Source organism: Microcoleus sp. AT8-B5 (assembly GCF_036705565.1).
In the GTDB taxonomy this organism is placed as follows: domain Bacteria; phylum Cyanobacteriota; class Cyanobacteriia; order Cyanobacteriales; family Microcoleaceae; genus Microcoleus.
This window is the reverse complement of record NZ_JAUBUY010000060.1, coordinates 1-12,919: the sequence shown is the minus strand read 5'-3', so window position 1 is coordinate 12,919 and position 12,919 is coordinate 1. Positions and strand designations below refer to the sequence as shown.

Sequence of the window (12,919 nt, the reverse complement as noted above, 5' to 3'; positions counted from 1 at the left end):
TAATCATAAAAAAAACTTAAAAAATCGAGCTTAAACCCTTACAGTATATGGGTTTAAGCTTGATTACAAAAACATCCACATCCCAGGACAATTTTATCCACATCCCAGGATAATCTTATCCACATCCCAGGATTATGATTTTTTGAAACTCTTGCTATATATAAATTTCAGCTTTTGATTACAACTTTTATAAGTCTGATAAGACTGATCCGCCACCACATCCCGCGACGATCGACCTGGCAGGATGGAAAAAATAATCGCACGGGCTCGACGATCGATCGCCAATGCAGCGCGATGGAGCGCATCTCGCCTTCCTGCTGCAAGCACGAGCGGATACCCCGCGACCAAATCCGACCAAATCCATAACAACCCCTCTCGCACGCTTCTAGTAGCTACCACAGCCGCTAAAAGTGACACGCTCATTTTTCCCGCGAACAAAAAATGGTTGCAGATACAACTACCTGGCACAAACCACCACTCACCAGATATGCCTCAATTTACGAAGCCCTGGCCGACGTACTCGAAGGCGCTACCCCCAGCGCCATCAAACTCGCCCTCTACCTGTACAGAACCTGCATCGGCGGCAAACCAGAGGAAATCGACATCTATGACATCCCCTTGGGCGAAAAACGAGCCACAAGAGTCCGAAACGGCAAGCCCTACAGCCCCAACACCAGGCGGGCAGCGCTCAGACAGCTCGAAAAACTCGGCTTGGTCAAAATTCTCAAAAACTACGGGCGTGGCATTTTTCGCATAGCAGTGCAGCACCTGGGCGACGTTCGCCCCTTCACTCACACCAATTCAAAATTCCAAAAACTGAGTAAGCAGTCAAAAAATCGACTGAACCAGCCAAAAATTGAGCAAACAGGGGGTTCAAACCCTGATGGTGCCGTACTCTTTACAAAGGATAAAAAAGGACAGCAAAGCACTGAAAACATTGCTGCTGTTTTTTTAAATTTTTCTAAAGAGGAAGAAAATTTAACATCACCAGATAAAAAACCACAGCTTGTAACTGAAATCAAATCTAAAAGCACTGAATTAAATAAAAATTCAGAACAAGAACAAAAAACCTGTACTGAAAATAAATGTTCCGCCCCAACCGCTGAATGTCTGAGAATTAATTCAGATAACAGTCAGGCAGTCGATGTGGCAATGCCTTACACTTCTGAACAAATAGGTTTGACCTCCAAACCCCCGCAAAAACTGCTGACAGAACTCAACAGCCTCGACAATCCAACAATCTCTGCCGCCAAATCACCAATACTTACCAATAAAGCTGTCCCGTTAAGTCCTGAAATATCTTCGCCCGTTACTCCCCAAGTTCCTGAAATTGTCGAAGCGGTTGCAATTGCCAACCCCGATGCGACTGAAACTGTCAAAGCCGTTCCAATTACTAATCCTGATGCGACTGAGATTCTCAAAGCGGTTGCAATTGCCAACCCTGATGCAACTGAAACTGTCGAACTAATTGCAATTGCCAACCCTGATGTAACTGAAATTGCCGAAACGGTTGCGATTGCTAACTCCGAAGCAACTGAAATTGTCGAAGTGGTTGCAATTTCTAATTCTGAAGTGGTTGCAATTTCCAATTCTGAAGGGGTTGCAATTTCCAATTCTGAAGGGGTTGCAATTTCCAATTCTGAAGCGGTTGTAATTTCCAGCCTTGATGTAACTGAAATTATCAAAGTGGTTGCAATTGTCAATTCCGAAACGACTGAAATTGCCAACCCTAATGCAATTCATAACTCTGAAGCGATTGCAATTACAAACCCCGATGCGACTCAGATTGTCGAGATAGTTATGCAAGCCACAGGAGGGATGAATCCCGAATTGAGAGTTTGCGTCCTCCAGTACAACTTAGAAGAAATTCAAGCAGCCATAAACCTGCTGCAAATCAGAAGCCAAACAAAGCCAATATCTAACCCTTCAGGATGGATTGTTGACTGTTTGCGCGGTCGTTGGTGGGGAAAAACTAATGGTTTTCCAAACTCGAACCCAACAAATGTTGTTTCGTCTCCAGCTTCAGCAGGCTCTTCTCCAACTCCAAAAAATTCTCCTTCTGCACAGACAACAAGAATAACTGAGGATTATATTGACCCTCAGTATATGCCATTAACAACTCACCGAAAGTTATCCGAACAGTTCCAAGAACTAGGCGAAGAAGCTTTCGCAGCGCTAGGTATTCAGCAGCAAATTTACTTGCAGTGGATACAGCGATTTCCTCAGCAAGCAAAACAAATTGTGAACAAATTGTCTACTACTTAGCTATTTAGCTCTTCTGTGAAAACAGTGATCATCCAACCCATTTAGACAGCTTTTAATCTTTTAGACAACTTTTCGCACAGTTGAATTAGCAACAATATCAAAGGAGAATACCCGACATGGCAGTCAGTTTTGTTGACAAAATTATTCCGAGCAATATTGATGCAGAGGAAGCAATTTTAGGTGGAATTCTTATCGATCCAATAGCCATTAAAAGAATCGCAAATATTCTGCGTCCCGAAGCATTGGCAATTACAGTCCACCAACATATTTATCGGGCCGCTTTGGTGCTGCATTCTCTAGAACAGCCCACAGATTTGATGAACATCACCACCTTCCTCGACAACCACAACCTGCTGGAAGTAGTAGGAGGTCAAATCAAACTGGTAATGCTGGTAGACCGAACTGTTTCAGCCGTCAATATCGACCAGTATGCCTTGCTAGTCATGGACAAGTTTGTCCGGCGCGAACTCATCAAAGTTGGCAATGACATCGTGCAGCTTGGCTACGAGACTTCCACCGAATTGGATGCGATACTAAATAAAGCCGAGGAAAAGATTTTTGCCCTCAATAAGTACAGAGAAGAGCGACAAAAAGCTATTCGACCTCTCTCCGAATACTGCGGAGAGCTTTGGCGATATCTAGATGAAATTGAGGAAGAGCGCTTGGAGACTGCTAACTACTTTCCTGGAATCAGCACGGGGTTTTACGACCTCGACGACCTATTGGGAGGGGGATTTTACCGAGGTGAATTGATTGTCATAGGAGGTCGCCCCGGCAGCGGCAAAACAGCTTTGGCTTGTGCCCTTGGCTACAACATTGCTTCCCTTCCCACGAACGGTCGAGTTTTGATGTTTTCGATGGAAATGCCAGGTCGGGACTTGGCAGCGCGACTAATGGCACTTGAGAGTGGGGTGTCGGTGAAAGATATCAGGAAAGTTAACCTAGCTGGTAAGTACGAAGTGCTAGCTTCGGCTTTAGGGAAAGTTAGCGATGCTGATTTTTGGATAGACGAAAGTTTGGAACCGTCTCCCTTGGAGATTCGTTCCAGAATTAGGGAGTTTGTTTGTGAGCGCGGCCCCTTGGGTTTGGTAATTCTTGATTACTTGCAATTAATGGTGAATTCGGCGGATGAAAATGTTGTCAATAAAATTAGCGAAATTACGCGGCAGATGAAGATTTTGGCTCGCGAGGTTGACGCGCCAGTTGTGCTGCTTTCCCAGCTCAATCGGGGGGTAGAGACTCGCACAAATAAACGTCCGAGTTTATCAGATTTGCGTGGCTCTGGTGGAATTGAACAGGATGCGGATGTTGTGCTTGGAGTTTACAGGGACGATTATTACAATCCTGATTCTCCCGATCGGGGAATCGCTGAAATTATTGGATTGAAAGGCCGCAATAGCGGAACGGGAACGGTTAAGTTGCTGTTTGATGCTGAATGCTGTCGGTTTCGGAATATCTATAAACTGCCGTAATATTAAAGGACAGGAAAATATTGAGCTCTGTCGCCTTACTTCAAGAGCCCGATCGCCTTGACAAGCTGTTCCGGCTGTACCTCCAAATAGCGCTGGAGACTCGACAAATTTTTGTGTCCCGAAATCTCCATAATCACCCGCAGCGGCACCCCAGCATTGCTCAAGTTCGTGAGTGCTGTCCGCCTCATGGAATGCGTTGAAGCTCCCTTAATTCTTACCCGCTTGCAAGCTTCTTTAAAAATCACATCCGCCTGAGCGCGAGTCAAAGGCTTCGTATTGTCTCGCCCCGGAAACAAAAAACCCACATTTGGATTGTAAGCCTTTAAATACTTAGCCAGTATAGGATGGAGCGGCAGCGTTCGCGTTGCTGATTTCCCCTTTGTCGTCGCTTTCCGCAACGTGACTGACCCCCCAACAATGTCGTGAGTTGTTAAAGCTAACGCCTCTGAAATGCGGCAGGCGCAGTAAAAAGTTACAGCAAACAAAAGCCTGTCCCTTGCTGTAATAAAACCCCGGTCAAACAGTCGGTCAATTTCTGCGGGCGTCAAAATCTTAGCGCGCCCATTCCCAAGAACCTTCACGGCGCAGCCTCTTAGAGTAAATTCCTTGATTATTGGACGAAAGGGACATTACGTCAAGTCTGCCTCCAAGCTTTTATCGCTTGATGGGACACTTGCGGGGCGCCGCGCCTCCGATGCCGGAGCCCGCGCCCTTTATTGCAGTTAGATGGCTTTTATTGCTACTCAACTGACTTAAATTCTCAGGCAAATTGATAATTGGCAAGGTGGCGATCGCGTCTATGAGTTCTCGGAAGGTAACAGGTTCAAGGGCTGCCATAACGGCACGAGCAAATAAAACTGGCGCTTATATAATTTGATTATACTATTTTTTGATTCAACTTGCAATTTTTTGTGATATTTTCGTTCCTCCTTAATAAAAAGTTATGAATGTTTCGGAAAAGAGCTTCCCTCACTTATGCAAAAAAAAATGCCATTGCAGTCGGCGAGCAAAAGCATTGTTATAAGTTTTGGAGGGTAAACAAGCGCGCTGGTTAATTGGTTGGCGATCGAAACTTTTGGTTCACCGTCTTGACGCCGAACGCGCACCTTTACCTCTGTCAGAAGTAGCGAAGGCCCTCCTTGTCTGCAATAACCGCTTTGGGAGCAAGCTTGAGGATGAGAAGCATCACAAATTCTGGAGAATCTTCCAGCCTATTTTTGATTTGAGCCTGCAACCATTCAACAGAGGAATCAGAACCATTGACATGAATGCGAGCAAGCCCAGGGACGGTGCAGCAGCTTTAATGGCGCTGGCAATGAATGCGAGCAAGCTAAGAGTGAAATCAGCGAAGTATTAACGGCAGGAATTGAGGTCGTGCTTGCGCCTGAATGTGCGGCAAAATCAATAGGTTTTGCAGGTTCGTTCGGTGTTTGTTTGCCTGTACACCGATGGCGAAAGCGATGGGTGCTGGCTGGGTTCTCAATTTCAATTGTTGCTCCATTTACCTCGCTGCCGGCACCGTCGGATTGCGCTGCGGCTGTTGCCACATTTACTTCGGTTCGATTGTTTGTGAGTTCTTCCAATTGGGCTGCTTCAGGCTCGTGCAGGAATGCTGAGGCTAAGCATTCATAGGGTGGTAAAAAGGAAAGGCGGAAATAGTACATCGTTGATAGTTGCGATAGTCATCTGAACAAAAAACTCCCAATCAAATTTTTGCGGTAAGCATTGCTAACCTTTGTTAGATTGCAACAGTTGACAACATGGTGCAGCATGGCTATATGGGCTGAAGAACCGGAGAATTAACTTCATCCTTTTGGATGATTAACTGAGGAGAAATCCACCTAATCTGATAATTTATTCCACGGTCCCGGCCTGCTGTACGAGGATCTAAGCGGTTTCAGGAAAGCGAAAAGTTGTGTTTTCTTTCTTTGCGATCGCCTCGCGCGTGACGGGCGCCAATGCGAACGGGACATTGGCGGATGAGCATTCAGTCGTCACAATTAGCACTCTCTGCGGAGAGTGGTTTCAGTAGCTGACTTTTTTAGCCGCTCAAAGGGCGGTAGGCGCGGAGGTTAATCAAAAATTAATCGGACATTACCGAACTGCCACTTCACCCATATCTTGGCACGCTAGATGGAACTATAAAATGGCACTAACAATGCCTGCAATGGTTAGAACTTCGTACCCCTATAGAGGAAGCGATCGCATAATTCTGCGTGGCTACTGCCAAGTTATGGTTCAAGTGACACAAACTTATGTGATACCAAATCCGGGTTGGTTACCCCCGTGATGATGGCGAAAAAAAACTTCATTTGCTTGTGTTATTTTAAAAACCCCAACCTCTGGAGAAGTTGGGCAGGAAAGCTGTCACCAATTTCGGTAAATTTAGCTACTTTAACAATTAGTAAACAAGTGAATATATTCACCCTCGCAAGGCGAGCGCTCGTTGATGATTATTGAGAGAAATTTGCCGCGCAACGAGCGGTTATCCTTCTGAAGGCGAACAGTTTTGTGGCCACCAATAATAATTGGTAAGATTTTTGATGGGTTCTGTCATAGTTGCCGATAAAATTTGACAGCGTTCTTCGAGAACTGCTTAATAGTTTTGTATATGCGTCGAAACTTTTATTGACGCTTCGGTTCATCAGGCTTTCTCACTACTTAAACTAATATTTTGGCACACTAAGTACGGAAGACCCGAAAATTCGCTCTAGTTGAGAGTCAGGTTGCTGACACCGCCGCCACTGCTGGATTTGCCCGAAGTGGGTCGGGTGTCCGAGCAGTGAATGACTTTCCAAGCGGTGCAGCCGAGCAAGAAGAAACGGGCGCTTAGGAAGCTTGGAGTGGATTCGTTAATTTAAGTATTTTCCTGCCTGATTTAAGTATTTTCTCGCATGAAAACAGTTACTTTTATAAAGACTTAACATAAGTTATACAACTCTCAGTAAATATACAGAATTATTTTCTGACTCGCAGCAGCAAAAACTATAAAGTTCAGTATTGTAACTAATATATTTATAATCTAGTCTAGCCGATAATAAGGATGAGCAACAAGTTGAGCGCAGTCGTAGGAGTAAGCGTAAGTAAAGATTCCTCGAATTTGCTCAACGCCAAATCAATCAATTAAAAATCCAGGGTGCAGCCATGACTTTAACAAAGCCGTTTCGATTGCGTTTTCCCCAAAAAAGTAGCAAAAGCACAAATTTTGCAACCCCTACCTTGACTGTTAATCCTACAACAGACAGTTTGAGAGCTCGAACATCAAGCAAAACAATCAATAATAATAGTCCTGGACGCATAGACTCTACTTGTATGATACGCCGCTCCCTGCCTTACCACTACAGATAGTGTCAAAATTGACCCGTTGAATCGAGGACTGAATAAATTGAGCCTAGGACTGAATAAATTGAGTCTAGGACTCAATAAATAGCGAAAGCGAGTAACAATAGCGAAGGCGGGCTACAGTCGTTTAAGGAGTACGGAAGAGCCTTATAACTCCATTCAAACAGGCGTCTCGACCAAAGCGGGTAACATAATTGCAACTCGCATCTCCTCAAAAAGATAAGTGACGCATCCAAGCTTACCAAAACTATTATTTAACCCTCAAATCAGGAGTGCAAGCGAGTGCCTTTAACAGACCCGATTGGAGAACATTTAATAGAAAAACAGGAATCCTTAATTCCCGGACTTGCCCCGACAAAGCCCCCTCTGCTGCCGGGAATTCAAACCTCAAAACCTTTATTATATCAAGCTTCGGCAGAATCATCCGAATCCGAACAACTTAACTTAAACTTAATAGAACCAGCAAGCGAACCCGCATCCGAATTCAGTCTAACAGAAACTGATGCTTTTATTATTAATAAAGCCTCCGATATTAACAGCATACCTTCTGCCAACACCAGCCCTCTGATAACTAACAGCACTCTCAGGGATACAACAAATTCTGAAGTTGACCCCCTAATTGGTAAACTCGACTCCGACTTAGGAGACCCCCTAATCAACCCGAATCGAATTGCATCAAATAACGTTTCTTCTGATTCTAATAAATCTGCGACTGACATACCTCCAGTCAACTCGTCAATCAGCAGCTCAGAACTAAATAAAACCACAGCAGCTACAACCGCTGTTCCCGATGAATTGCTGGAAAATAAAACACAATTATCGCCAACCGCCTCCACAAAATCAGAACAAGATTCGGACAAAACATTACCCGTTGTAACTGCATCTACCACGAGCGAAAAAGATTCGGACAAAACGCCATTACCCGCTACCGCTGAAACGACTTCAAAACCCGAAGAACACCAAACGCCCTTATCATCAGAGACTACACTCAAAAGCGAGTCATCACCAAACAAAATATCACCGGCAACTGCATCAACGTCTGACAATTCAGGAGAAAATACAACATCACCCGCAACTGCCTCAGCCACTGAAAACCCTGAACCAGATCGAACATTACCTGCAACTGCATCAACGACTGATAAATCTGAACCAGATCGAACATCACCCGCAACTGCATCAGCCGCTGAAAACTCTGAACCAGATCGAACATTACCTGCAACTGCATCAACGACTGATAAATCTGAACCAGATCAGACATTACCCGCAACTGCATCAGCCGCTGAAAACTCTGAACCAGATCGAACATTACCTGCAACTACATCAACGACTGATAAATCTGAACCAGATCGAACATCACCTGCAACTGCGTCAGCTTCTGATTTATCAGAATCCAACAAAACATCACCTGCAACTGCGTCAGCTTCTGATTTATCAGAATCCAACCAAACCTCACCTACCGAAATATCCACCAACAACTTAGAGACCGCCACTAATCTAGAACCAAATAAAACCTCAACCCCAGAACCAGATCGAACCTCAACTCCCCCAACCAACGTTAACTTTGACTCAAACGCATTCACTGTCGATGAAAAAGGAATAGTCGGCATACAATTCACATCCGACGGCGGCTGGTATAGCGGACAACTAGCCATCGTCAGCCTACTCGGAATGGAAAAATTCGTTCCCGGTTCCGAAGCATTTATCAAAGAAGCAGCAAGTCGAGCTTTAAGCAACTCGACAAAGGGCTACATCGCAATTTCTGACGATTTAGAAGGAGCATATTACACCGATCCTAACAGCTCAGAAAACCTCAATTCCGGGCAATATCTCGGCACAAAAACATTTGCCATGACGCCTGGGGACAAATTCTTCTTCATGCTAGTCCCCAACGGCACCGTACAGCAAGTATACGACAACCCCGCAATCGGCGACGACAAAAAACCCCTATTTTCAATAGCTACAGACAATCCCAGCGACACCTTCAGTATCGGTCAAATTGCCGACATTACAGGCGAAGGCCAACTCTTCGCCATGGAAGACATGGGGCTAATTCAAGGAAGCGATATCGATTACGATGATATCACATTCCGTGTCACGGGCGCTACATCCAAAATAGTTCCCCTCAGCGAATTAGTTGACTCCTTCTCTGCATCAATTCACTCCCAGTTAGTTCAAAAACTGAAGGGTGAATCGGATAAATCAGAGCCGAAATTTACCCAAGAATCAACTGTTACTAATTCCGGCGATCAATCCCAGGGAGAAACACCATCGATAACTGCTGATAACGACCAACAAAAACTTCAGCCAACAGCAGCAACAGTTGCTAACTCAGACAGCCCTGAAGCGCAACCAACAGAAACATCAATAGTTGACAAATCCAATACTCAAGAATCACTACCAACAGCAACATCAATAGTTGACAAATCCAATACTCAAGAATCACTACCAACAGCAACATCAACAGTTGATAAATCTGATAGTCAAGAATCACCAGCCACAGAAACATCAACAGTTGGCAAATCTGATAGTCAAGAATCGCAGCCAACAGAAACATCAACAGTTGGCAAATCTGATAATCAAGAATCGCAACAAATAGAACAAACAGCCTCTCCCCCAGAGACACCCAGTGTTATCCCTAATGAATTAAATTCAGAAAGTGAACTGCCAGTATCAGCAGAATTTATTGTCAGCCAGTCAGCAGATACTGAATCAATTAAAACCGACACAACTGCAACTAATCGCATTCCTCAATTGCCGGCTGAAGCCGACTATGCTGTAAATAATGCTGCTTCTCCACCAACCGCTGAAACTCTGCTGATTCCCACTCCCATCGCGTCACAGCCTCCTGCAAAAACATCTGAGATTGCCGATAATTTTGGCGAAGAATTGCCAAGAGAAACCGATGACAATCTTCCTAATGCTGCCTCACAATTGCCGATCCAAATTACTGAGGTTATTCCCGCATCTAAAGCTGTTGATATCCAAGAAATTGACCGGGATGTTACCGAAAACGCAGCCGAATTTGAAACAGAACAATTTCCCACAACAACCGCTGAGATTATTGCTACAAAAATAGAAAACGTTGCCGATTTAATTGAAGATGACACCACCTTCCCTGAAATAACAGGCGAATTTGAAACAGAACAATTGGTGACAAAAACCGAATCAATTGTTGCCGCACCCGAAGCGGATGATACGGTTGAACGCGAACTCCCTGTTGCTGAAATAACAGCCGAATTTGAAAGCCAACAATTGCCACCAAAAACAGACGATTTCGCTCTTGCTGAATTCACTGCGGATACAATTGATACGGACATCGCTGTCACCTTCACAGCAGCAGAATTAGAGACTGAAAACTCCCCGGCAACTGTCGTTAATTCTCTCGAACCCGACCCGCTAATTTCCCACTCAAACTCTAGCGTACAAACCGATTCTCCTATACAGACACTTTTCTCAACTCCATCAGAAACAGCAGCAGGTACGGCACAGATAGCCTCAGTCGAAACTAGCGTTTCACCCTCAACTCTTAAATCCCCACCCGAACCAAATTCAAACACTTATAATAGCAATTCAACTCAAACAGAAACCGCCGCCGCTCAACCTGCGTATTCCGATACCGAAATTGCGCCCCAAGCCGCAGATATAACAAGCGGTTTGTTGCCGTTAGAGGCAGAAGAACCGGCTCAATTTTCGGACTGTATTGCCAACATTCAACCCAATTCAACACAGCGTACTGGCGACTTCCAAAGCAATACAAATCCCCCAACAAATTTATCAATAACAACTACAGCCAATTTACCGCCAATCCCCGGTACTTTTCTTGTAGATAATCAAGGAGAAGTCAGATTTGACTATGTATTTGACGGCGGTTCCTTTGAAGGCGAAGTCGGAATTTTCAGCCTGGCAGGAATGTCCGCATTTACACCAGGAACTCCAGAATTCATTGCCGAAGCATTGCGTAGAGTTTTAAGCAATTCCACCGACGGCCACATTGTCATCAGCGACTCGATAGAAGGAGCAAAATTCACCGGTGCGATGCCGTTCGACGGGGAGTGGAACAGCGGCGAATATCAGGGTATCAAAACTTTCAATATGACCCCAGGTGACACCTTTGCCGTCATGTTAGTCCCCAACGATACAGTGCAGTCATCGCTCGAATCCTCATATTGGGGAAATTGGTACTCCGGAAACCGCCCCTTATTCAGTATTGCGAATGCCAATCCCAACGATACATCTTACGTGTTGCCGATCGCCGACGCAACAGGTACGGGGAACACTTTTGCGATGGAAGATATGTCAGCCGCTAACTCTGACAGCGACTACAATGACCTTATCTTCACAGTGCTTGGGGCAACAGGAAACGCACCGCTGCTTTCTGCAGTTATCAATCCTGACAGAGAATGGCGCAATACGACTCTCGGACAGCAACTGATAGAATACGCCAACAGCCAAGTGCCATCAGACACAGCGCCCCCCGCAATTGCAGCAGCGCTAGTTAACGACACCGGTTCTAACAGTACCGACGGCATCACCAATAACCCCGCCATCAGCGGAACAATTACCGATGCCAGCGACATTGCTAGCTTCCGCGCCAGCTTTTCGAGAGAGTCTACCGGCATTGAACTTAAAGACTTGCTAACCTCCGACGGCAGCTTTGCACTCACCCCCAACACACTCTCCACAGTAAACGGCAACACCTTAACAGACGGCACGTATACCCTATACCTGCTTGCAACCGACTCGGAAGGCAACACCAACACCTTTGAACTCCCCTTCACCCTCGACACGACACCGCCAGAACTAACATTTGGCTTAAACCCAGCTTTCGACACTCCCCCCGTTGCAGACGGGCAAACCCTAGACTCCACCGTCACCTTAACCGGGCAAACCGACCCCGGAATTACCGTTATTCTAGCTGAAACAGGAGCTATAACTACTGCTGACTCTACAGGACGCTTTGAGTTTGCAGGAGTAACATTAGCTATTGGCAGCAACAGTTTCACCGCCACTGCCACAGACAAGGCCGGCAACGAGAGTACCGCCAGCAGAACTTTTACCCGCACCGAAGCTACTGACTCAGGCGTTATATGGCTGGCTGAAGGAACATCCTTCACAGAAAAGTTAGAACGGCCCATTACAATTCCAGCAGTGCCGTCAACGCTTACTGTGAATATCGCCGGTCTCAACTTCGACAGGGCAGACTCCGACTCCATCAAGGATGCTTTTGAAATAGCCTTAGTCGATGCCAGCGGTCGCTCTTTAGTTCACACTGTAGGAACGGGACTCAACAGCTTCTTCAATTTCACCGAAGGACAGCCTCCCCAACTAGCAGCAGGCGTTACTTTCAACGGCTCTAATATCAGTGTAAATTTATCGCAAATAGCGGATGGTACGGCTGCTACACTGCAAATACGGTTGGTCAACAACGACAGCGATACAGCAACGCAAGTCGGCATCACCTCAATTGCCATTCAACCTTTAGCGGTTCCAACAGCTCCTGTAACAGCATCGCCCTCCGAGGATGTATCCCCTAACGTACCAGTCAATTTCAATCGCTTGCAGGACGTTTCGAGCAGTCTGGAAGCAGAATACAAACAGACTTCATTCAATTCAAGCAGCAAAATTCTTTACGCCGATTTAGCTGTAAAAAATGCGGGTCAGTATCCGGTGCGGGGTACGCTTTTGGTAGGGATAAACAATATTAGCGACCCAACGGTGCGACTGTTGGATGCGGACGGAATGACGCCGGAAGGAATTCCTTATCGGGACTTAAACATAAAATACGATAAAAATAGGTTATAATGCTTACATAGCAAGCATATAACGTTAAAAAATGACCC

The 12,919-nt window shown here is 45.5% G+C and carries 7 protein-coding genes; 3 read left to right on the top strand and 4 right to left on the bottom strand.

Annotation, left to right across the window (positions count from 1 at the left end; translation table 11 throughout):
* Positions 1–132 precede the first annotated feature (132 nt).
* On the bottom strand, positions 133–423 hold the full coding sequence (locus tag QUB39_RS26730) for a hypothetical protein (protein WP_333058105.1): 291 nt from the start codon (positions 421–423) through the stop codon (positions 133–135).
* Between the two features lie 18 nt (positions 424–441).
* Between QUB39_RS26730 and QUB39_RS26725 the strand changes: the two genes are divergently transcribed.
* Positions 442–2,265, top strand: coding sequence for a hypothetical protein (locus QUB39_RS26725; protein ID WP_333058106.1), 1,824 nt, complete (start codon positions 442–444; stop codon positions 2,263–2,265).
* Positions 2,266–2,381: 116 nt separating this feature from the next.
* Positions 2,382–3,737 (top strand): replicative DNA helicase, encoded by a 1,356-nt coding sequence (gene dnaB / locus QUB39_RS26720; protein WP_333058107.1) that lies wholly within the window; start codon positions 2,382–2,384, stop codon positions 3,735–3,737.
* A 35-nt stretch (positions 3,738–3,772) separates the two neighbouring features.
* Here dnaB and QUB39_RS26715 read toward each other — a convergent pair whose 3' ends face one another.
* The 3 genes from QUB39_RS26715 to QUB39_RS26705 all read right to left on the bottom strand — a co-directional run bounded on the left by QUB39_RS26715 (position 3,773) and on the right by QUB39_RS26705 (position 5,401).
* Entirely contained in the window at positions 3,773–4,318 is a 546-nt protein-coding gene (locus QUB39_RS26715) for a site-specific integrase (RefSeq protein WP_333058109.1), read from the bottom strand.
* Between the two features lie 73 nt (positions 4,319–4,391).
* Positions 4,392–4,574: a hypothetical protein gene (locus tag QUB39_RS26710; protein ID WP_333058110.1), complete on the bottom strand. Its 183-nt coding sequence runs from the start codon at positions 4,572–4,574 to the stop codon at positions 4,392–4,394.
* A 413-nt stretch (positions 4,575–4,987) separates the two neighbouring features.
* On the bottom strand, positions 4,988–5,401 hold the full coding sequence (locus tag QUB39_RS26705; protein WP_333058111.1) for a hypothetical protein: 414 nt from the start codon (positions 5,399–5,401) through the stop codon (positions 4,988–4,990).
* 1,960 nt (positions 5,402–7,361) lie between these two features.
* Between QUB39_RS26705 and QUB39_RS26700 the strand changes: the two genes are divergently transcribed.
* Complete coding sequence (locus QUB39_RS26700; protein ID WP_333485194.1) at positions 7,362–12,881, top strand: DUF4114 domain-containing protein; 5,520 nt, start codon at positions 7,362–7,364, stop codon at positions 12,879–12,881.
* Positions 12,882–12,919: the final 38 nt, after the last annotated feature.

Bases quoted from the DNA above. Each gene is read 5' to 3' on its own strand.
- QUB39_RS26730 (WP_333058105.1), bottom strand. From the start codon at position 423: ATGAGCGTGTCACTTTTAGCGGCTGTGGTAGCTACTAGAAGCGTGCGA.
- QUB39_RS26725 (WP_333058106.1), top strand. From the start codon at position 442: ATGGTTGCAGATACAACTACCTGGCACAAACCACCACTCACCAGATAT.
- dnaB (WP_333058107.1), top strand. From the start codon at position 2,382: ATGGCAGTCAGTTTTGTTGACAAAATTATTCCGAGCAATATTGATGCA.
- QUB39_RS26710 (WP_333058110.1), bottom strand. From the start codon at position 4,574: ATGGCAGCCCTTGAACCTGTTACCTTCCGAGAACTCATAGACGCGATC.
- QUB39_RS26705 (WP_333058111.1), bottom strand. From the start codon at position 5,401: ATGTACTATTTCCGCCTTTCCTTTTTACCACCCTATGAATGCTTAGCC.